The sequence below is a fragment of the Rhizobium sp. 05N49 genome (genome assembly GCF_056396805.1).
In genome coordinates, this window is the sequence record NZ_JBFTME010000029.1 from 1 (window position 1) to 20,380 (window position 20,380).

A 20,380-nucleotide genomic window follows, 5' to 3' on the forward strand; every position below is an offset into this window, starting at 1 on the left:
ATTTCAAGGAGCCGGTCAAGCCGGAGGATATCGTCTGGACCTATTCGGCGGTACGTCCGCTCTTCGACGACGGCGCCTCGAAGGCGCAGGAGGCCACGCGTGACTACGTGCTGAAGGTCGAGGGCAAGGCGGGCGAGGCGCCGCTTCTCAATGTCTTCGGCGGCAAGCTCACCACCTACCGGCGTCTGTCGGAACATGCGCTGGAGAAGATCGGCGAGGCGATCGGCGTCAAGGGCAGGCCGTGGACGGCGGGCAGCCATCTGCCGGGCGGGGATTTTCCGGTGCAGGGCTATGAGGGCGAGGTCGTCAAGCTCAAGAGCCGTTATCCGTTCCTGGCCGATGCTCATGCCCGACGTCTCATTCGCCGCTACGGCACGAAGGCCACCACGCTTCTCGGCAATGCCGCAAAGATCGACGATCTCGGCCGGCTGTTCGGATCCGACCTCTACGAGGCCGAGGTCCGCTACCTCATCGACAATGAATGGGCCGTCACTGCCCACGATGTGCTCTGGCGGAGAACCAAGAAGGGGCTTTATCTCTCCGCCGAGGGGGCAGCAGCACTCGGCGAATACATGGTCGCAGCCCCGATGCGCATGGCGGGATGATGTTCCGATATAGGGCGGATTTCACGTCCATATGCAGTATTCGTAAAGTCTGTTGCGAGCCAGACACCGGCCGGAGCGTAAATATTCGATGAAAATCTTGCTCGAGCGAAGCAAAAGCGCTTCCAGTTGCTCACTATTCACTCTAACATCAGGTAATCGGCCGGTCCGTTCCAGGCGTTCCGGCTTTTGAAGGTGAGAACCGTGATGGACGGGTCAACCGGGGAAGTGAAGGCGAACAGATTATGTCTGCTCGGCAGGCCGCGATTGCTGGCCGCCGGGACCGAGCTTCCTTTGCCCGAAAAGTCCTATTTCCTGCTGGCAATGTTAGCGCTGTCGTCGGAACCGCTGGTCGATCGCGAAACCATCCGGTGCCAGCTCTGGCAATCCGAACTTCCCGAAAAACGGGCCGGCAGCCTCCGCCAACTTCTGTCGCGCATCGAGCAGAGCATTCCCGAGGGGCTGCCACCGCTGCTCACTGCCACGCGCACCCATCTCGGCCTTGCGCCCGGCTGGGAGATCGACCTCAATATCCTCAAGCAGAAGGATATGCTGGAACCGGGTCAAAGCGGTATCCTGCTCGGCGAACTGCTTGAAAGCGTCAAGTCTCCGACACAGGGTGCCGAGGACTGGTTGACCTTCGAGCGCCAGCGCATCGACGAGGCGCGTTCGGCCCATCTTGCCCGCCTGTTGGAAAATGAGGGCGAGCGCGCGGACGAGGAGCAGATCGCTTTTGCGAAGCGCCTGATCGAACTCGATCCGGCAAACGAGATCGCGTGCCGGGCACTGATGCGTGCTCATGCCCGTATGAACGACCTGCCGGCGGCGCGTCAGGCCTATCTGAGATGCCGCAGCCAGCTCAAAGACGATTTCGATATCGAGCCGGACGAAGCCACCACGGCCCTTGCCCGCGAACTTGGGATCCTGTCGGCGGCACAGCCGGCGGCAGCGGAACGTCCGCGTCCGGTGTCGGAATTGCTGATCGATCCGACAGGCCAGCCGCGCATCGTCATCCTGCCGCCCGAAAGCATCCTCACCGACCCGCTGATGGAACGTGTCGGCCGGGCGCTGCTCGAAGATGTGACGATCGGGCTCAGCCAGCAGCGCGGCTTCAAGGTGATTGCGGCTCACACGAGTCTCGAAATGCTGAGCCGGGCGCTCGATCCGACCCGCCCGACCGTCGGCCCCCTCGACCTTTCCTTCGACTATGCCGTTTATGTGACGATCCAGAGCCGAGACGAAGATGTCTACGCGACCTGCCGGCTGACGCGCACGGCGACCTCCGAAGTGCTCTGGGCGGTCGAAATTCCTTTTGCGATGCAGAAGATCAGCGAGGCCTTCAGCCAGCTGACCCGGCGCATCGTCATGACGCTTGCCGATACGATCGAGCGCTACGAACTGGCGATGCCGCTCGGCGACGTGCCGGCGTCCGCCTATCGCCTCTATCTCGAAGGCAAGCGGCTGATTTCACAGACCGACCTGCAGCACCTGCGCCAGGCGCGCAAATGGTTCAAGTCGTCGCTCAGCCGTTACGAACATTTCTCGCCAGCTCATGCCGGCATGTCACGCGCGCTCGGCATGGAATGGCTGATCCGCGGGATGCGCGACCGGGACCTGCTGGACGAAGCCTACAGCGCAGCAAGGATGGCGCGGCAAACCGACCCGAACAGCGGCCGGGCCTACCGTGAACTCGGCTTCGTGGCGCTCTACCGTCGCCGTTTTGAAGAAAGCCTCGATTCCTTCCAGCAGGCCCAGGATCTCAATCCCAACGATGCCGATATCCTGGCCGATTTCGCCGATGCGCTTTCCCATGACGGCGATTTCGATCGGGCTCTCGAGCTCAGCCGCGCCGCCTTCAAGCTCAACCCGCTGCCGCCGGACTACTATTACTGGAACCTCGGCGGCATCCACTTCATGCGCGAAGAATACGAAAAAGCGATCGATGCGCTGGAGCCGGTGAAGGCAAAACAGGCAACGGCCCGCCTGCTTGCAGCGGCCCATGCCATGGCAGGCGATGCCACAAAAGCCAAGAACTACGCCCGCGTCGTTTTGGAAAACTTCCCTGATTTTCGCAGCGAAGAGATCCGTCATTTTGTCCCCGATCGCGATCCAGCCTTCACGGATCCGTTGATAAAAGGCCTGCAACTCGCCGGCCTTCCCTGATACAACGCCTTTTAATGAAGCCTGTAACGCTTAAATGACGCAGGCAATGTTCTTTTCGAATGGTTAACGGCGGCAAGCCGCCCAATCATTTGGAGAGAGATCATGAAGACCGTTGAAACCAACGCTGCAGCCCAGGCCCCCGCACTCCGTTTCTCCGCAGCTGCCAAGGCAGCCGTGAAGCAGGACGAACTGACCGTTTCGGCAAACGGCCTTGAAAGCCTGACGCATGCGCTGAGGTTCCGCTAAGGAATTGAACAGCATGTCTGCTTTGGCCGACCTCGAAACGCTTGCCGCTGATCTCAACAGAGCATCGGCAGGCGTCAACAGCTATCACGACCGGTCGATGACACCGGCGCAGACCTTTGCGGCGATCAAGCCGCATCTGCGCGAATTCGGCATCACTCGCGTCGGACTGCTGACAGGCCTTGACGTGCTGAATATTCCCGTTGCCTTTGCCACGAGGCCGAACAGCCATACGCTGTCGGTTTTCCAGGGCAAGGGTATCGACAAGGAAGCGGCGATGACCTCGGCGGCTATGGAGGCGATCGAGACCCGCATCGCCGAAATCGCCCCTGCCGACCTGACGCTTGCCAGCGTCGAGACCATGAGGGCCGAGCGGGCCACGATCATCGACCTCGACAGTGTCGCGCGTTGCGCGCCTGAAGAGATCGGCAATGGCCAGATCCCCTGGTGCTCCGGCCTCGATCTTCTATCGGGTAGCACTGCTTTTGTGCCCTGGTGGCTTGTCGGCCTCGACCATCGTGGCGAGCGTCCGCCGGGCTTTGAACAGTCGAGCGATGGGCTCGCCTCTGGCAATACGCCTGCGGAAGCCGTGCTGCATGGTCTATGCGAACTCGTCGAGCGTGATGCCTGGGCGCTGACCCAGCTCAAGTCGCCCGAACAGCTGAAACAGAACCGCGTCGATCCGCTTGCCTTCGGCGATGCTGTGATCGACGTAATGGTCGATCGTATCCGCCAGGCTGGCATGCGCCTCTTGCTGATCGACATGACCACCGATATCGGCATTCCCGCCTTTCTCGCCGTCATCATTCCCGGCAACCTGTCCGATCGTGTCGATGCCCGGTGGGCGCAGGTCTGCGGCGGTTGCGGCTGCCATCCCGATCCGGTGCGCGCTGCCCTTCGCGCCATTACCGAGGCGGCACAGAGCCGGTTGACGGCCATTGCCGGCAGCCGTGACGATTTCTCGCCGAAGATCTACCAGCGGATCGACCGCAGCGCCGGCATGCGCCAGGTCGTCGATCTCTGCAATGATGATGCGGCTCTGAAACCCTTCCCGATACGCCCGCAACGCCCGGCGACGATCCAGGATACGATCCGCCACATTGCCGGCCGGCTGAGGGCCGCCGGCATTACCCAGATCATCGCCGTGCCGTTCCCGCATCCGACCCTTCCGGTTTCGGTGGTGCGCGTCATTGTGCCGGGCCTTGAGGTCGATATCAGCGGCCAATATATCCAGCTTGGCCTGCGCGCCGTCAACGTCATTAGGGAGGCTGCGGCATGAAGGTCCTCTTCGTCGGTCCGAGCCTTGCGAGCGAGATTGCAGATGCTCGAAAGCAGCATCCTGATGTCGATTTCCGCGCGCCGGCGGCCTGCGGCGACATTCTGAAAGCCGTCCATGAAGGGGCGACGGCGATCGGTCTGATCGACGGCTATTTTGGCGATCTGCCATCCGTGTGGCACAAGGAAATCCTCTTTGCGCTGGAAAATGGCGTTGCCGTTGCTGGCGGATCCAGCATGGGGGCGTTGCGCGCTGCCGAGTGCTCCGCCTTCGGGATGGTCGGCATCGGTTCGATCTTCGAAGACTATGAATCCGGCGTGCTGCTCGACGACGAGGCGGTGGCGCTCGTCCATGCGCCGCAGGAGCTCGGCTGGCTGCCGCTTTCCGTTCCCTGGGTCGATTTCGAGCCGACGATTGAAGGCCTGCATGCGAAGGGAGAGATTACCGTCAGCGAGCGCAAGAAGCTGCTCCTTGCCGGGCGTTTCCTGCATTTCTCCGAACGCACCTATGCCAAGGTGGTCGAAGAGTCCCACTTTGCCCGCAAACCGCGGCGCGAACAAATCCTGGCCGTGATTCGCGCCAATCGCGTCGAACGCAAGCGGACCGATGCAAGGCTCGTGCTGGAATGGCTGCAAAACGGAGAGTTCGCGTCAACGAAACGTGACTGGAGCTTTGCAACTACCTCGCATTTCGAGCTGTTACAAGCCGAAGTCACGCAGCAGATGCGGCCTGTAACGCTCGAATAACGGTTCCAAGCCCATGGTATCTCGCGTGGGGATATGACTGTTGTCGAGGGCGGAAACGATGTTTGAAAAAAGGGACCAAGGTGCAGGCAGAGAATACGCAAGACTCTTCCGGCTGCTGTCGGCAGCCAAGGAGGAAGCTGAAAAACTTCAGCTGCGCAATCTCATGCACCTGACAAACATGGCGCTGCTGCAAGTCGTCATCGATTGGGACGGCATCGATCCGGATAGGGAACTCGATGCGAACCTCGAAAAACTCCTCGGCAGCAAAGCCAAGATCGCGATGAAGGACGCTGGCGAGAATCTGATCGTGATCGATCGCCATTAGCCCTGATGAAGGGTGCGACAGAGCGCTAAAAAATCAGTCCGACGTGCTATTCTGCAGCGTCGAAGTCCGTTTGCTCGGTCGTGGCAATCGCCTGGACGAGCTTGAGGATTTTCTTGCGAAGCTGCTCGTTCTTGATCGAGAAAAAGGCAGCGTTCAGCTGGACGCCTTCACGCGAAATGACGAATTCTTCGCTCGGAGCGGGATTATCGTTCGCGTTGGCGGCAGGCGCCGTCAGGTCGTCGAAAAAGGTCCTGACATCGACGCTGAGTGCGCCGGCGATTTCGACGAGCATGCTGGCAGAAACGCGGTTGGAGCCCTTTTCGTATTTCTGGATCTGCTGGAAGGTCACACCAACACGATCGCCCAGTTCCGTCTGAGAAACCTTTCTCAGCAGTCGCTGTATGCGGATCGTCTTGCCGACGTGAACGTCCACGGAATGCGGTTCTTCTTTCATCTGATATTCCCTCCTGCGAAAACCGGACCGACAACTTACACGGCCCGCAACAACAACTTTTAGCCGAGTTAGTTCAACCTAGCAATTGTTTGGATGTAGTTTAGGTTGGGCCAAAACATCGCGCCATCCGAGAGCCACTACGGATTGCACGTCGCGACAGATCACTTCATACGAGAATCCGGCAGAATTGAACTCTGGAAGGGCGTGCCGCGGATGAAATTCAGAGCGTCCACAGCCGCTGCGCATTGCCGTGCAGGAGCCTCGAACGCTCCGTTTCCGCAGTGCCTGACAATACCGCCTGGATGGCCGCAACCCAGGTAGAAAGGCCGTTTGCCAGCGTGCAGACCGGCCAGTCGCTGCCCCAGACCACACGATCCCAGCCGAAGCTTGATATGACGTGCTCGATATAGGGCCGCAGGTTTTCCGCCGTCCAAGTCGCCGGATCGGCATTTGTGACGATGCCGGAAATCTTGGCGACGACATTTGGCCGGCGGGCGATTTCGATTATACCCCGGCTCCAGGGCTCGAAGGCGTTCGACTTGATGTCCGGATTGCCGCAATGGTCGAGCACGAACTGGACGTCGGGCGCAGCATCGGTGAGCGCCGCCACCTTGCCGACCTGATGCGGCAGCGTGCAGAGGTCGAAAGTCAGCCCGGTGCCCGAGAGCCTTCTGACATTCTCGCGGAAGAGTGCAGCTTCCGAAACATCGTCTGGCACCACATGCAGCACACGCCGGAAGCCCTTGACGAAGGGATCGGCCTTCTGTCGCTCCAGATAGGCGGCAAAACCATCTTCTTCCGGCCGGCAGGAGACGATCGCGCCGGCCACCAGGTCGCCGAGGCGGCTGACATAGTCGGTTTCGGCCTGCATGATGACCGGATCGACATCCACCTCCATGTGCAGAACCTTGGTGATGCCGCAGCGCTTTGCCTCGGTCGCATAGGTCTCATAGAGAAAATCGCGGTCGAGAGCAGGCACATTCGCGAGCCAGGGATAATGCAGCGCCGACCGGTCGATGACGTGCAGATGTGTATCGATGAACACGCTCTTCTCCTCCAGAGAGTGGTTGGCAGCAACCTATCCCTGGTGAATGGATTGTTCAAATAGAAATTCGGCCGGCCTTAAGCCTGCACGGCAATCGTTGCGCCGGCGAGCGCCGAGAGTTCAGCGGCCGTCTTCTGCACCATGCCGATCGCCTGAGTGATGTCGGGCGCTGCCGGCGCGTTCACCAGCGCGATATAGGGGCAGGTCAGCGCCGCAATGCCGCGCCCGTCCGGCCCCAGGATCGGTGCAGAGAGATTATAAACACCGGCCGTCTGGGCACTTGCCATCATCTCATAGCCGCGCTCGCGGATCTGGTTCAGCCGCTCGTAAAATTCCGCGCCGAGATCGGCGTCTTTGCGGCTGCGCACATGTTCCGAAATCATCATCTCGCGTTCTTCGTCGCTGCGGAAGGCAAGCAGCACATGGCCTGACCCTGTATCGAAGAGACTGATGTGGGAACCGACGCGGATCGACAGGCCCCAATAGTCCGGCGCCTCCTGCTGGGCGATGACGACGGCAGCACCCCGATCAAAGACGGCAAGATGGTTCGCCTGGCGCGAGCGCTGGGCGAGATCGCGCATCAGCGGCGTCGCATAAGAGGCGAGCCGTCGCACCGGCGCATGCAGCTGCGCCAGGCCGAAGAGTTTCAGGGTGAGAGAATAACGGTCACCATCGAGCCGCGTCACGTAACCACGCTTCACGAGACGGTCGAGCATGCGGTAGAATTCATTCGGGCTGCGCTCCAGCCGCTTGGCGATTTCCGCCTGCGTCAGGCCGCTATCGACGCCGGCCAGAAGTTCGAGAATATCAAGACCCTTGTCGAGCGCCGGAGCGCGATAGCGATCTGACTCTTCGGTCTCCATTCTTCCCTCCTGTGAATATCATTCTGCATATACGCAGACGGGCGGACGGAAAAGAGAAAGTTCGCTCTTGACCACGAGGCAATCGTCTGTTTGTCTATAAACAGACAAATCAAGGGTGAGGATGTTGTTCGGCGTAGGTCTTACGCCGGACGATTGCAGTTCCCGGAAAGGCTCGCCAAGGCGAGACAAAAATAAGATAACGGGAGAGGGAGGAGGCCATGCAGCGCATGGATATCGTGATCGTCGGCCTGATGCGACGTCGCCTGAGAGCGCGCGCAACCGGGTGCGGCCTTTCTCCCGACCAATCCTTTTGAGATCGACTTCAAGTATCACCGCCAGTGCGGGAAAATCCCCAGAGAGGCCATGACATGACAAGCAATCTTTCCGGCAAGACCGTTCTCATCACCGCAGCCGGTCAGGGCATCGGCCGCGCGACGGCGCTTGCCTTTGCCGCAACTGGCGCCAAGGTGCATGCGACCGACATCAATACCGACGCACTCGCGACCCTGGCGGCAGAGAACAATATCTCCACCCATAAGCTGAACGTGCTCGACGAGGATGCGGTCAAGACGCTGGTGGCAGGGATCGGCGCTGTCGACGTGCTCTTCAACTGCGCAGGCGTCGTCCATAACGGCTCGGTGCTGGAGATGCCGGATACCGATCTGGAATTTGCTTTCGATCTCAACGTCAAGGCGATGATCCGCACCATCCGTGCCGTGCTGCCGGGCATGCTGGAACGCAAGGACGGTTCCATCATCAACATGTCCTCGGTCGCCTCGAGCATCAAGGGCGTGCCGAACCGCTTCGCCTATGGCGTGACCAAGGCCGCCGTGATCGGGCTGACCAAATCGGTCGCCGCCGACTACGTGACGCAAGGTATCCGGTGCAACTGCATCTGCCCCGGCACGGTGGAAAGCCCCTCGCTGCAGGACCGCATGCGCGCTCAAGGCGACTACGACGCTGCGCGCGCCGCCTTCATCGCCCGCCAACCGATGGGGCGCCTCGGCACGCCAGAGGAAATCGCCGGTCTCGCCGTTTATCTCGCCGGTGCGACCTATACTTCCGGCCAGGCCTACGCCATCGACGGCGGCTGGACGATCTGAGCTTTCGCATGGCCAGCATCTTTCGAACGAAGGATGCTGGCCCCCAAAGGGAAGAATATCATGACCCGCATCACCGACCTCCGTGTTTTCGACCTTCGCTTTCCCACCTCGCAAAGCCTCGATGGTTCCGATGCGATGAACCCGGATCCGGATTATTCCGCTGCCTATGTGATCCTCGAAACCGACAAGCACGGCCTTGCCGGCCACGGCCTGACTTTCACCATCGGCCGCGGCAACGATATCTGCTGCGCGGCGATCGAGGCGATGCGGCATCTGGTCGTCTGCACCGAGCTTTCGGATGTGCTGGCCCATCCCGGCAAATATTGGCGGCATCTGACCAGCGACAGCCAGCTTCGATGGATCGGTCCTGAAAAGGGCGCGATCCATCTGGCAACCGGCGCAATCGTCAACGCCGTCTGGGATCTGCTTGCCAAGGAGGCCGGCAAACCGGTCTGGCGCCTCGTTGCCGAAATGCCGGCGGAGGAGATCGCCGATATCGTCGATTACCGGTACCTCACCGACGTGCTGACGCGCGACGAGGCCATCGCCATCCTCAGACAAGCCGAGCCCGGCAAGGCTGCGCGTATCGCGACGCTCGAGAAAGAAGGTTATGCCTGCTACACGACCTCGGCCGGCTGGCTCGGCTACGAGGACGAGAAGCTGCGCCGGCTCTGCCAGGAGGCGATCGATGCCGGTTTCAACCATATCAAGATGAAGGTCGGCCGCGATCTGGAGGACGATATCCGCCGGTTAAGGATTGCCCGCGAGGTGATCGGTCCGGACCGTTACCTGATGATCGACGCCAACCAGGTCTGGGAGGTCGGCCAGGCGATCGACTGGGTCAAGCAGCTTTCCTTCGCCAAGCCCTTCTTCATCGAAGAGCCGACAAGCCCCGACGATGTCGCCGGCCATCGCAAGATCCGCCAGGGCATTTCCCCGGTGAAGGTCGCGACCGGCGAGATGTGCCAGAACCGTATCATGTTCAAGCAGTTCATCGCCGAGGGTGCGATCGACATCGTGCAGATCGATTCCTGCCGCATGGGCGGGTTGAACGAGGTGCTGGCCGTGCTGCTGGTCGCCGCCAAATTCGGCCTGCCGGTCTGGCCGCACGCCGGCGGTGTCGGGCTCTGCGAATATGTGCAACACTTGTCCATGATTGACTATGTGGCGGTGTCAGGCACCAAGGATGGCCGCGTCATCGAATATGTCGACCATCTGCATGAACATTTTCTCGATCCCTGCATCATCAAGGATGCGGCCTATATGCCGCCGACCCGGCCCGGCTTCTCAATCGAGATGAAGCCGGCCTCGATTGCCGGCTACACATTCAGCGGCTAAGGCGGGCGGCATCACGTTTTCTCGGCTGTCCGCTGGGGATAGAGCATGCCGGTCATTGCGGAAACATCCCGGATCCTTTATAAGATTGATCTACGAGGATGGGCTTGAAAGAGCCCACTTCGGGTGCTTCGGCAGGGTATTTCGCGTGTTCCTAACGCGCTGTTTTTTCTCACATCTTTGATCGAAACGGAATCAAATGAGCAGATTGATTCCGCCACACCCCTGTTCGATTTGGGTACACCCAGCCATCGACAAAGGTGTCAGACAGCCTTTCGATCAGATCCGCGTTCCCGACAGGCGTGATCTCGTCTTCCGGATTTCGAAACACAGGCGCCCTTCGCCTTCGTCGACGCCGCAGAGGATTGCGGCGATAAGGCCCTTGCCCCTTTCGTCATCAGATCCTTTGCCGGCAAAGATTAGGAATCGATAATAGCTGATTCTTCTCAATGGGATGCGCCAGGGACCATCTGCCGGATCAAAACATCGGCTTTGCCGCATCGATCACAAAAATGATGTGAGGATGGCACAGCTTTGCAGGGCGAATCGGATTTCTGTTAACTGACGGAGATATCAGGGGAAATTGTAATCCTTCTGTCGTAAACTCGTGATCGTGACCGCCGCCGCTGAAGCCTTGTTCTGCCGGAGTACCTTGCCAGAATCGCTGCGATCGGTAATCGTCACGGATAAACAGCCGTTTCTGGTGTTTTTCCGTGATGAAAGATTAGAGCGTGAGCAAGCCACAAAGGACTTCTCGGACCCTTCAACGTAGCGTCGATGAGACGATCGGTGCCCATGCGTCGACGATCAGTTCGCAGTTGCAGGCGATCAGCGAAGCCCTGTTTCCGCCGACTGCGAGCAAGACACTGCGCCGCTTTACCTCCGGCGAGGCGGCCAAGCTGATCGGTGTTTCGGATTCGACCTTGCGGAAGATGACGCTTGCCGGCGAAGGCCCGCAGCCCGATGTCGGCAGCAATGGCCGACGCCTCTATTCCTTGCGTCAACTCAATGAACTGCGCGCCCTGCTTGCCGCCTCCGCTCGTGGGCGTGAGGCGCATGACTTCCTGCCGCGCCGCAGGGAGAACGAACATCTTCAGGTCATCGCAGTCACCAACTTCAAGGGTGGATCGGGCAAGACCACGACCTCGGTGCATCTTGCGCAATATCTAGCGCTGCAGGGCTACCGCGTACTCGCCCTCGATCTCGACCCGCAGGCCAGCATGTCGGCCATGCTCGGCGTCATGCCCGAGACGGATGTCCGTTCCAACGAGACACTCTATGCGGCAATCCGCTACGATGAGGAGCGGCGTCCCCTCTCTGAGGTGGTGCGCAATACCTATTTCGATGGCCTGGATCTGATCCCTGGCAATCTCGAACTCATGGAGTTCGAGCATACGACTCCACGCGCGCTGATGCGCGGCTCCCGGGATGGCGAAGGCGTCTTCTTCATGCGCGTCGCCAAGGCGCTCGACGATGTTGGCGAGAACTATGATGTCGTGGTCCTCGACTGCCCGCCGCAGCTCGGATACCTGACGCTGAGCGGCCTTTGCGCCGCAACCTCGATGATCGTCACCGTGCATCCGCAGATGCTGGACGTGGCTTCCATGAGCCAGTTCCTGCTGATGACGCATGACCTTCTCTCCGTCGTGCGCGAAGCCGGCGGCGAGCTCAATTATGATTTCATTCGTTATCTCCTCACCCGCTACGAACCACAGGATGCGCCGCAGACGAAGGTCGCGGCTCTTCTGCGCAATCTGTTCGACGATCACGTGATGATCAATGCGATGGTGAAATCGGCGGCCGTCTCCGACGCCGGTCTCACCAAGCAGACGCTCTATGAGATCGGCCGCGAGAACCTGACACGCTCGACCTATGACCGCGCAATGGAAGCCCTCGATGCCGTCAACGGAGAAGTCGAGACGCTGATCCGGCAGGCATGGGGGCGCACATGATGTTTCCCGCGATCGATATCAACTCCTCAGGCTTCACTGGCAATCACCACCTGTTGGGAGCTCCCAACAATGGCTGCCCCACTGTGAGCATCTCGCAAAAATTCCTCCATCTGTCGTTAGCCGATGAGCGCATTGGGAGCTCCCAACTGCGTCTTTCCGGCCTGCCCGGATTTGACTGGAAAGGAGAGAATTGATGAGCCGACGCGATACCGTCAATTCGATCTTCATGCGCAAGACCGAGACGCCGGCGCCTTCGGCCGGCATCGAGAAGAACCCGGACCGAGTGCGCACCGGTGCCGTCTCGGCCATGGGTGCATCGCTTCAGGAAATGACGGAGGCGGCGCGTGCCGCCGGCCGTCTCCAGGCACAGATTTCCTCGGGATTTTCCGTTCTTGAAATAGATCCCTCGGATATTTCCAATTCCTCGATCAGCGATCGTATCCCGGTCGAGCGCGATGCCGACTTCGATGCGTTGGTGACAAGCATTTCCGAACATGGTCAGAAAGTGCCGATCCTGGTCCGTCCTGACCCTGAAACGGAAGGACGCTACCAGATCGCCTACGGCCGTCGCCGACTGCGGGCTGCTGCTAAGCTCGGCCTTAAGGTCAAGGCGATCGTTCAAGGTTTGAGCGATACCGAACTGGTCATTGCTCAAGGTAAGGAAAATCTCGATCGCCAGGATCTCTCCTTCATCGAGAAGGCGCTGTTTGCCTATCGTCTGGAAGAGGCTGGCTACCCCCGAGATGTCATCATGGCGGCACTTTCAACCGACAAGGCCGATCTCAGCCGTTATATCTCGGTCGCCCGCGGCGTACCGCAGACCGTGATCCTGGCAATCGGGCCGGCACCAAAGGCGGGTCGTGCCCGATGGCTCGCTCTCGTCGATGCCGTCTCTTCGTCACCGAAGAAGGTCGAGTCGATCATCGAGGACGACGCCTTTGCCGATCTCGACAGCGATCAGCGTCTGCAACGTGTGTTGTCGAAAACGGCAGCGCGCGATCAGAAGAAGGCGGCGGGCGATATCTGGAAAACGCGGCAAGGACAGAGGGCAGCGCAAATCGAGCGCTCCGGCAACAAGACGCGCATCACGTTCGATGAGCGCATGGTGCCTGAATTTGCCGATTATCTCACAACCCGGCTGGATGAGCTCTTCGAAGAGTTCGGCGCCGTCAGGTCACAACGATAACTGTTGGCAGGCTAAGCCGCTGACGAGGATTTGACTGTTAGGAAAAGGAGCCAATAGGCAAAGAAAAAGGCCCCCGAACAAAACATCCGGAAGCCCTCTTCTCTCGTTTAGCACCTAGAGAATCGCACTTCCCGGAATCGCTGTCAAGGTTTTTGAACGCCGTTTTGGCGGGCGCTGATGATTTGCCTTTGTATAAGGTGAACCACAATGGATACGGGATTTGTGACGACGCCTTTCGGGCGGCGGCCAATGTCGCTTGCCTTGATGAGAGGTCAGCTTCAGGCCGAATCAATTAAACCAGATAAATCCGTCGACAAGTGGAAGGTGTTTCGCGACGTCTGCGAAGCACGTCCGCTGCTCGACATTTCCGACCGCACACTCGCTGTGCTGAATGCACTTCTCTCCTTCTATCCCGAGAACCATCTCTCCGGTGAGGCGAGCATGGTCGTCTTTCCATCCAACCGACAGCTGATCGTGCGGGCACACGGCATTGCAGTCACCACGCTGCGTCGCCATCTGGCGGCTCTTGTCGACGCCGGCCTGATCATCCGCAAGGACAGCGCCAATGGGAAACGTTTTGCCCGCCGGAAAACATCCGGTGAACTTGAGGATGCCTATGGCTTCAGCCTGGCGCCGCTTCTTGCCCGCAGCGAAGAACTGGCTGCCATGGCTCAAAGGATCGAAGCCGACCGGATGGCACTCCGGCGCGCGCGCGAGCGGCTAACGATCTGCCGCCGCGATGTCCGCAAACTGATTGATGCCGCAATCAAGGACCGTGTTCCCGGCAATTGGGACGACATCGAGGCTGCCTATGCACATCACCTCGCATACCTTCCCCGCAACGCATCGGCTTCCGATCTCGACAGCGTTCGCCTGAATCTCGAAACCCTTCGCACCGACATCGTCAATCTGTTGACGAACTTCGATAATTTCAAAAAAGTGAGCGCCAGTGTGGTCCAAAACGAACCGCACATACAGAATTCAGATATAGACTCTCTTGAATTAGAATCCTTACCGACGGCGCAAGCGGAAACACTGCGGGTTACGACCGGGATGGTTCAGCCAAACGGACCTCAGAAAATATTTCCTCTTGCCCTCATTCTGCAGGCTTGCCCGCAAATCGGCGATTACGCTCAGGGAGGATCGATCAGGGGCTGGCGAGATTTCGTGACCGCTGCCGTCACCGTACGGTCTATGCTGGGCATCACGTCAGAGACCTATCAGGCGGCTTGCGAAAGCCTCGGCCGAGAAAATGCCGCTGTCGTTATTGCCTGCATGCTGGAACGAGCAAACCATATCAACTCGCCAGGCGGTTATCTCCGTGACCTCACCCGCAAGGGAGCACGAGGGGAGTTCTCGCTTGGCCCAATGCTGATGGCGCTGGTACGGCAGAATAGTCCGGTTGCACGGAGGGCTTGAATGCTTTCGAGTAACCGGGCGATGTCCACCGTGGACCGCTCATTGGCATGGAGATGATCTCGATAAGACTGCAATACGTATTTTAGGCACTATCACTGGACTGGCTGTAGGACACGTCGTTCTTCGGAGGGCAAACAGGTATCGGAAATGATTGCTGAATTAACTTCCGCAATGAGATGAAAGACATCTCGTATCAATAGCTTAGATTAAGAAGCGTTTCGGTAGGCGGTGACGTGATTGCCGCAAATATCTGAGAAACAACGAGTAAACGTTCTGAGGCCGGAAAGGATCGTTGACGTGAATTGGCTGGAGACGATAGGGCAAGGCGGGCAGTTGGAGGCCGGAACAGTGTGCAAAGAGCGAGGACGGACTTGAAGCGGGCAGTCGATCTTTTCCTGGCGATGGTGGCGTCCCTGATCCTGATCATTCCGATCGCGGTCGTGGCGCTTTGCGTACGCATGACATCTGCGGGACCGGCACTTTACTGGTCGAACCGCGTGGGGCGCCGCAACGAGATCTTCCGGATGCCGAAATTCCGCAGCATGCGGATCGATACGCCGACGGTCGCCACGCATCTGCTCGACGACCCCTCCCGCTATCTGACGCCGATCGGAGGATTCCTGCGCAAGTCGAGCCTCGACGAACTGCCGCAGCTCTGGTGTATCCTGAAGGGCGACATGAGCTTCGTCGGCCCGCGTCCGGCGCTTTATAACCAGGACGACCTAATCGCGCTGCGCACGGCAGAAGGTGTCGATGCGCTGCTGCCGGGGCTGACGGGCTGGGCACAGGTCAATGGCCGTGACGAACTGCCGATCCCCGAAAAGGTAAAGTTCGATGTTGATTATCTGCAGCGCCGCTCCTTCTTCATGGACATGCGCATCCTGGCAATGACCGTCGGCAAGGTATTGGGCAGCAAGGGCATAACGCATTGAGGCTACGACCTAAGGTTATAAACAGATTGCGTGCGCGACCACCGATTATTCGGTTGCACTTGAGATCGAAAAGGACAAGAAGAAGTCAGGCTGGAAGATGAATGGGCAGTATAAACATGCATGGTGATCCTTCAAACGACGGATCAAAGACCAGCCAGTCCTGGATGTCGATGCAGGCACTGGTGGGGCCGCTCCTGGCAATGCCGCGTCCGGCAAAGCGTATTCTTGCGCTGATCGTCGATTCCAGCTTCTGTATTCTGACCATCTGGCTTGCCTATTGTTTCCGCCTGAATGAATGGACAGTGCTGACCGGCGTACAATGGCTTGCGGTTCTCGTTTCGCTATGCCTGGCGCTGCCGATCTTCATCGTCATGGGCATGTATCGGGCGATCTTCCGTTATGCCGGCATTGCTGCATTTCTGGCGGTGCTGAAGGCGATCGCGATCTATGGCGTCGCCTTCGCGAGCATCTTCACCGCGCTCAGCGTTCCCGGCATTCCACGCACGGTCGGCATCCTGCAGCCGCTCCTGTTGCTGATCGCAATCGGCCTGTCGCGCCTCGGCATCCGCTATTGGCTGGGCGATACCTATCAGCGCATCCTGCACAAGAATACGCTCGCCAAGGTCTTGATTTATGGTGCTGGCAGTTCCGGCCGCCAGCTTGCCGCCGCACTGACCAACAATGCCGAGCTCAATGTCGTCGGTTATCTCGATGACGATCCGAAGCTCAGAAACGGCATCATGGGCGGCCTGCCGATCTATGATCCCTCGGATCTGCAAGAGCTCGTCCAGACACTTAATATCCATAACGTGCTTCTGGCTCTGCCCTCGGCCTCGCGCCAACGCCGCAACGAGATCCTCGAACAGATCCGCAAGGCGCGAGTGAATGTTCGCACGCTGCCGGATCTGACCGCACTTGCGCAGGGCCGCATCGCCGTTTCCGACATTCGCGAACTCGAAATCGAGGACCTGCTCGGACGCGAGGCGGTGGCGCCACGCCAGGAGCTGCTCGACAAGGCAACGCTCGGCAAGGTCGTGATGGTGACGGGCGCGGGCGGCTCTATCGGCAGCGAGCTCTGCCGTCAGATCCTGCGCAGTGGCCCGACGCATCTCATCCTCGTCGAGCAGAACGAATACGCCCTATATGCGATCCATGGCGAGCTGCAGAAGCTTTCGGAGCTGTACGACCAGCAGAAGGTGCAGATCGTCCCGATCCTCTGTTCGGTGCGCGACCGCGACCGCATGGAGCACATCATCATGAGCTGGTGTCCGCAGGCGCTCTATCATGCCGCCGCTTACAAGCACGTGCCGCTTGTCGAGCAAAATGCCGTCGAAGGCATCAAGAACAATGTCATGGGCACGCTGATCACCGCACAGGCAGCGGAGAAATACGGCGTATCGAATTTCGTGCTGATCAGCACCGACAAGGCGGTCCGCCCGACCAATGTGATGGGCGCCAGCAAGCGGCTTGCCGAAATGGTGCTGCAGGCGCTGTCGGCCGAAAGGCAGTCCGCCACGCACACCAATTTCTCCATGGTGCGCTTCGGCAATGTGCTGGGTTCCTCAGGGTCCGTCGTGCCGCTGTTTCGCCAGCAGATCAAAGATGGCGGGCCGGTGACGCTGACCCATCCTGATATCACCCGCTACTTCATGACGATCTCGGAGGCATCGCAGCTCGTCATCCAGGCCGGCGCCATGGCCGACGGCGGTGATGTTTTCCTGCTCGATATGGGTGAGCCGGTGCGCATTGCCGATCTGGCGCGCCGGATGATCGATCTTTCGGGTCTGACAGTGCGCAGCGACGATAATCCCGAAGGCGATATCGAGCTCTCGGTCACGGGTCTCAGGCCCGGCGAGAAGCTCTACGAGGAACTGCTGATCGGCGATAATCCCGAGACGACGCAGCATCCGCGCATCATGAAGGCGCGCGAGGATTTTCTCTTCTGGCCGGAGCTTTCCAAACGTCTGAAGGTTCTCGATGCGGCTCTCGATCGTAACGACATACCTGCCGCCCGGCTGATGCTCGCCGAACTCGTCTCCGGTTATGCCTCGACCGGCGAGGTGACCGATCTTGCGCTCAGCGCAGCCGAGGCCAATACGGCGGCATGATCGAAGCCCGGTTTGTGCCGGGCCTCTTCTCTTCCAGTTTCAGGCATTCGCCCCGTTGTCTATCGTCCAGGCCGCACCCGTGACCGAGCGGGCAGCTGGTGAAGCGAGATAGGCGACGACATCGGCGATCTCGCCGGGCTCGGCAAAGCCCGCCGGATTGGACATCAGACCCTTCTGCGCACGCGCATGCGGTCCGTCTGCCGGGTTCATGTCCGTATTCGTCGAGCCGGGATGCACGGCATTGACTGTGATGCGGCGTGGGCCGAGTTCACGGGCGAGCGCCTGCGACAGGCCTGCGATCGCCGCTTTGCTCGCCGTATAGAGGCTGAGTCCCGGAGAGGTGGCGCGTACAGCAAGATTGCTGCCGATCGAAATAATGCGACCGCCATCCGGCATGACGGCAAGGGCCGCCCTGGAAGCGACGAAAGCCGAGCGGACATTGATCGAGAACGTCGCATCGAAATCGCTGAGCGACAGCGTTTCTATCGGCCCCGCGTGGAAAATTCCGGCATTGTTGACGAGGATATCGATGCGGCCGAAGGTTTGCGCAACCGTCGCAATAGCTGCCTCGACATCGGCCGCGTCGGACGCATCGGCCTTTAGAGCAAGCGCCGTTCCGCCCTCGGCCTCTATCGCCTTGACGACATTGGCGGCCGCTTCGTCTCCATTCACATAGGTCAGTGCGACCTTCGCGCCATCGGCCGCGAGCCGTCTGACGATTGCAGCGCCGATACCGCGGCTGCCGCCAGTCACGAGAGCCACCTTTCCGTCAAGGATAGACATGATATTCCTTTCTGTAACGATTGATACAGAATTCATGCTGCGATTGTATCCTTTCGTCAAGCGATTTATGTATTGAGCGATACAGAATTAGAATCCCGATTGCGCGAGGCAAACCTGAGATGAACGAACGCGGACGCCCGAGAAGCTTCGACCGGCAGCAGGCGCTGTCGCGCGCCATGCATCTGTTCTGGCAAAAGGGTTTTGAAGAGACCTCGATGAGCGATCTCACCCAGACCATGGGAATCGCACCTCCGAGCCTTTATGCCGCCTTCGGCTCAAAGGAAGCACTGTTTACCGAAGCGCTCGATCTCTATCAGGCGACGGTCAACAACGAGATCTGGAAAGCGCTCGAAGATGGGCAGACGATTGCCGCAGCGATCGAAGGCTTCCTCGTCAATACTGCCCGCGCCTATAGCCGCTCCGATCAGCCGGCCGGTTGCATGATCGTGCTCGGTTCCAATCCGGCTGCCAGCGAAATCGAGGCAATCGGCGAGGATCTCAGGCAGCGCCGTGCGGAAAATATTAGCCAGCTCATGAAAAGATTCGAGCGCGCCGTCAGTGAGGGGGAATTGAACGACACCTTCGACTGCGAGGCCGCTGCCGTCTTCTTCGCGACGCTGCAGAACGGCATGTCACTGCTTGCCCGTGACGGCGGCGGGGAGGCGGCGCTGATGGCTGTCGCTCGCAGCGGCAATCCAGCTCTTGAAGGCATGATCCGCGATCATCGCCGCGGCTGAACTGCTGCATCCAATCGTCGCGTCACCGCGCGGGATAGCAGCGGGCCGACATCCGCAGATCAGGGATCCCGTCGAAAGGTGCATGGATCCGTGCCTCCCGTTCGGTCAGAAGACCGCTCAGTCGACGAAATCGACGATGACGCCGGGCTTCACCATGCCGGCAAGTTCCTCGACATCCCAATTCGTCAGCCGCACACAACCGTGCGAACCGGCCTTGTCGATCAAGGATGGCTCCGGCGATCCGTGGATGCCGTAGGTCGGCTCGGAGAGGTCGATCCAGACCGTCCCGACCGGATTGTTGGGGCCACTCGGCAATTGCAGGAGCTTCCTGTTATGACCCTGCTGGAAATTCACTTTGGGATTATAGGTATATTTGGGCTCGCGAGCGACGCCGTTTATCTTGTGCCGACCCGCGGGTGAAGGGTTGTCGTCGCTGCCGATCGTCGCCGGGTAGACTGCAAGAACGGATCCGTCGCCGGCAAAGGCCAGCACCTCACCGCTTTTCCTGTGAGCCTCGATACGCTTGACCTTCCCCGTTCTCGGCGCACCGATGAATGCGACCGAGACTGTTTCGCCCGGGACGAACTGAGCGCCGGGGTTCAGTGTCTTGAGCAGGTCGATATCCATGTGGAAGCGCTCCGACAGCCGCTCGGCGACGCTCGTGTAGCCGAGATGTGTCATCCTGGCTTGTTTGGCATAATCTTTCGGAATGTCCTCGACGAGATCGGCGGCATCATCCTGTGCGATTACGTAGGGTCCGATAACCTTCCGGTCGTCCTGGAGCCGGGCGAGCATCTGCGGGTCGGGTTTCCCGTCGACGGGAAGTCGCTGCATGATCTCGAAGCCGGCAATCGCTTTCACGACGTTGTCGCCGTAGAAGCCGTCGATCACCCCAGGCGACGAACCGGCTCGATCAAGCAGAACCTGAAGATGGATGACGGCCGGATCCGGCGATGGCGATCGTGCGCTCGGCGGGGCTGGGGAGATGTCATCAATCGACGCGTTATTGATGGTCTCGGCCGCAAATTGCTGGGCGTTGCCGACACCGAAGATTGAAAGCGATATGAAGCCGAATAGGAGCATGGATTTTATCATGCTGTTTAAACGA

At 59.5% G+C, this 20,380-nt stretch carries 19 protein-coding genes; 14 read left to right on the plus strand and 5 right to left on the minus strand.

What is annotated here, in order from left to right; all coding sequences use genetic code 11:
• The 6 genes from AC1DF8_RS32955 to AC1DF8_RS32980 all read left to right on the plus strand — a co-directional run.
• Window positions 1-605 (plus strand): glycerol-3-phosphate dehydrogenase C-terminal domain-containing protein (locus AC1DF8_RS32955; protein WP_478156879.1); only part of this gene is annotated, 605 nt, incomplete at its 5' end.
• Window positions 606-809: 204 nt separating this feature from the next.
• On the plus strand, window positions 810-2,765 hold the full coding sequence (locus tag AC1DF8_RS32960; protein ID WP_478156881.1) for a BTAD domain-containing putative transcriptional regulator: 1,956 nt from the start codon (window positions 810-812) through the stop codon (window positions 2,763-2,765).
• A gap of 102 nt (window positions 2,766-2,867) precedes the next feature.
• A complete protein-coding gene (locus tag AC1DF8_RS32965) occupies window positions 2,868-3,011 on the plus strand; it encodes a hypothetical protein (RefSeq protein WP_183851368.1) in 144 nt (47 codons plus the stop codon).
• A gap of 13 nt (window positions 3,012-3,024) precedes the next feature.
• On the plus strand, window positions 3,025-4,287 hold the full coding sequence (locus AC1DF8_RS32970) for a YcaO-like family protein (RefSeq protein ID WP_478156883.1): 1,263 nt from the start codon (window positions 3,025-3,027) through the stop codon (window positions 4,285-4,287).
• Window positions 4,284-5,030 (plus strand): TfuA-like protein, encoded by a 747-nt coding sequence (locus tag AC1DF8_RS32975; RefSeq protein WP_478156885.1) that lies wholly within the window; start codon window positions 4,284-4,286, stop codon window positions 5,028-5,030. Before AC1DF8_RS32970 ends, AC1DF8_RS32975 begins: the two co-directional genes overlap by 4 nt.
• Before the next feature lie 58 nt (window positions 5,031-5,088).
• Window positions 5,089-5,355: a hypothetical protein gene (locus AC1DF8_RS32980; protein ID WP_112547503.1), complete on the plus strand. Its 267-nt coding sequence runs from the start codon at window positions 5,089-5,091 to the stop codon at window positions 5,353-5,355.
• Window positions 5,356-5,401: 46 nt separating this feature from the next.
• On the opposite strand, the gene AC1DF8_RS32985 is transcribed toward AC1DF8_RS32980, so the two are convergent.
• From AC1DF8_RS32985 to AC1DF8_RS32995, 3 genes are all read right to left on the minus strand, one after another.
• Window positions 5,402-5,809 (minus strand): helix-turn-helix domain-containing protein, encoded by a 408-nt coding sequence (locus AC1DF8_RS32985; RefSeq protein WP_112547502.1) that lies wholly within the window; start codon window positions 5,807-5,809, stop codon window positions 5,402-5,404.
• Window positions 5,810-6,029: 220 nt separating this feature from the next.
• On the minus strand, window positions 6,030-6,854 hold the full coding sequence (locus AC1DF8_RS32990; RefSeq protein WP_478156887.1) for an amidohydrolase family protein: 825 nt from the start codon (window positions 6,852-6,854) through the stop codon (window positions 6,030-6,032).
• 77 nt (window positions 6,855-6,931) lie between these two features.
• A complete protein-coding gene (locus AC1DF8_RS32995; RefSeq protein ID WP_112547500.1) occupies window positions 6,932-7,717 on the minus strand; it encodes an IclR family transcriptional regulator in 786 nt (261 codons plus the stop codon).
• A 368-nt stretch (window positions 7,718-8,085) separates the two neighbouring features.
• On the opposite strand from AC1DF8_RS32995, the gene AC1DF8_RS33000 reads away from it, so the two are divergent.
• The 7 genes from AC1DF8_RS33000 (at window position 8,086) to AC1DF8_RS33030 (ending at window position 17,752) form a co-directional block, all read left to right on the plus strand.
• Complete coding sequence (locus tag AC1DF8_RS33000) at window positions 8,086-8,820, plus strand: SDR family oxidoreductase (protein WP_478156889.1); 735 nt, start codon at window positions 8,086-8,088, stop codon at window positions 8,818-8,820.
• A 60-nt stretch (window positions 8,821-8,880) separates the two neighbouring features.
• Window positions 8,881-10,158: an L-fuconate dehydratase gene (locus tag AC1DF8_RS33005; RefSeq protein WP_478156891.1), complete on the plus strand. Its 1,278-nt coding sequence runs from the start codon at window positions 8,881-8,883 to the stop codon at window positions 10,156-10,158.
• Between the two features lie 728 nt (window positions 10,159-10,886).
• The gene (gene repA, locus AC1DF8_RS33010; RefSeq protein ID WP_112547497.1) at window positions 10,887-12,107 is read left to right on the plus strand and encodes a plasmid partitioning protein RepA; all 1,221 of its coding nucleotides are present in this window, start codon (window positions 10,887-10,889) and stop codon (window positions 12,105-12,107) included.
• A gap of 193 nt (window positions 12,108-12,300) precedes the next feature.
• A complete protein-coding gene (repB, locus tag AC1DF8_RS33015) occupies window positions 12,301-13,293 on the plus strand; it encodes a plasmid partitioning protein RepB (RefSeq protein WP_478156893.1) in 993 nt (330 codons plus the stop codon).
• A gap of 207 nt (window positions 13,294-13,500) precedes the next feature.
• Window positions 13,501-14,712, plus strand: coding sequence for a plasmid replication protein RepC (gene repC / locus AC1DF8_RS33020; protein WP_478156895.1), 1,212 nt, complete (start codon window positions 13,501-13,503; stop codon window positions 14,710-14,712).
• 371 nt (window positions 14,713-15,083) lie between these two features.
• Window positions 15,084-15,644, plus strand: coding sequence for a sugar transferase (locus AC1DF8_RS33025; RefSeq protein ID WP_112972275.1), 561 nt, complete (start codon window positions 15,084-15,086; stop codon window positions 15,642-15,644).
• A gap of 164 nt (window positions 15,645-15,808) precedes the next feature.
• Complete coding sequence (locus AC1DF8_RS33030; RefSeq protein ID WP_113016287.1) at window positions 15,809-17,752, plus strand: polysaccharide biosynthesis protein; 1,944 nt, start codon at window positions 15,809-15,811, stop codon at window positions 17,750-17,752.
• A gap of 39 nt (window positions 17,753-17,791) precedes the next feature.
• On the opposite strand, the gene AC1DF8_RS33035 is transcribed toward AC1DF8_RS33030, so the two are convergent.
• On the minus strand, window positions 17,792-18,535 hold the full coding sequence (locus AC1DF8_RS33035) for an SDR family NAD(P)-dependent oxidoreductase (RefSeq protein WP_478156897.1): 744 nt from the start codon (window positions 18,533-18,535) through the stop codon (window positions 17,792-17,794).
• 119 nt (window positions 18,536-18,654) lie between these two features.
• Between AC1DF8_RS33035 and AC1DF8_RS33040 the strand changes: the two genes are divergently transcribed.
• Complete coding sequence (locus tag AC1DF8_RS33040) at window positions 18,655-19,272, plus strand: TetR/AcrR family transcriptional regulator (RefSeq protein WP_478156899.1); 618 nt, start codon at window positions 18,655-18,657, stop codon at window positions 19,270-19,272.
• Between the two features lie 117 nt (window positions 19,273-19,389).
• Here the strand turns inward: AC1DF8_RS33040 and AC1DF8_RS33045 are convergent, their stop codons facing one another.
• Entirely contained in the window at window positions 19,390-20,367 is a 978-nt protein-coding gene (locus AC1DF8_RS33045) for a L,D-transpeptidase family protein (protein WP_478156901.1), read from the minus strand.
• Window positions 20,368-20,380 lie beyond the last annotated feature (13 nt).

Excerpts from the sequence above, each read along its gene's own strand:
- AC1DF8_RS32960 (WP_478156881.1), top strand. The coding sequence starts at position 810 with ATGGACGGGTCAACCGGGGAAGTGAAGGCGAACAGATTATGTCTGCTC.
- AC1DF8_RS32965 (WP_183851368.1), top strand. The coding sequence starts at position 2,868 with ATGAAGACCGTTGAAACCAACGCTGCAGCCCAGGCCCCCGCACTCCGT.
- AC1DF8_RS32970 (WP_478156883.1), top strand. The coding sequence starts at position 3,025 with ATGTCTGCTTTGGCCGACCTCGAAACGCTTGCCGCTGATCTCAACAGA.
- AC1DF8_RS32975 (WP_478156885.1), top strand. The coding sequence starts at position 4,284 with ATGAAGGTCCTCTTCGTCGGTCCGAGCCTTGCGAGCGAGATTGCAGAT.
- AC1DF8_RS32980 (WP_112547503.1), top strand. The coding sequence starts at position 5,089 with ATGTTTGAAAAAAGGGACCAAGGTGCAGGCAGAGAATACGCAAGACTC.
- AC1DF8_RS32985 (WP_112547502.1), bottom strand. The coding sequence starts at position 5,809 with ATGAAAGAAGAACCGCATTCCGTGGACGTTCACGTCGGCAAGACGATC.
- AC1DF8_RS32995 (WP_112547500.1), bottom strand. The coding sequence starts at position 7,717 with ATGGAGACCGAAGAGTCAGATCGCTATCGCGCTCCGGCGCTCGACAAG.
- AC1DF8_RS33000 (WP_478156889.1), top strand. The coding sequence starts at position 8,086 with ATGACAAGCAATCTTTCCGGCAAGACCGTTCTCATCACCGCAGCCGGT.
- AC1DF8_RS33005 (WP_478156891.1), top strand. The coding sequence starts at position 8,881 with ATGACCCGCATCACCGACCTCCGTGTTTTCGACCTTCGCTTTCCCACC.
- repB (WP_478156893.1), top strand. The coding sequence starts at position 12,301 with ATGAGCCGACGCGATACCGTCAATTCGATCTTCATGCGCAAGACCGAG.
- repC (WP_478156895.1), top strand. The coding sequence starts at position 13,501 with ATGGATACGGGATTTGTGACGACGCCTTTCGGGCGGCGGCCAATGTCG.
- AC1DF8_RS33030 (WP_113016287.1), top strand. The coding sequence starts at position 15,809 with ATGTCGATGCAGGCACTGGTGGGGCCGCTCCTGGCAATGCCGCGTCCG.
- AC1DF8_RS33035 (WP_478156897.1), bottom strand. The coding sequence starts at position 18,535 with ATGTCTATCCTTGACGGAAAGGTGGCTCTCGTGACTGGCGGCAGCCGC.
- AC1DF8_RS33040 (WP_478156899.1), top strand. The coding sequence starts at position 18,655 with ATGAACGAACGCGGACGCCCGAGAAGCTTCGACCGGCAGCAGGCGCTG.
- AC1DF8_RS33045 (WP_478156901.1), bottom strand. The coding sequence starts at position 20,367 with ATGATAAAATCCATGCTCCTATTCGGCTTCATATCGCTTTCAATCTTC.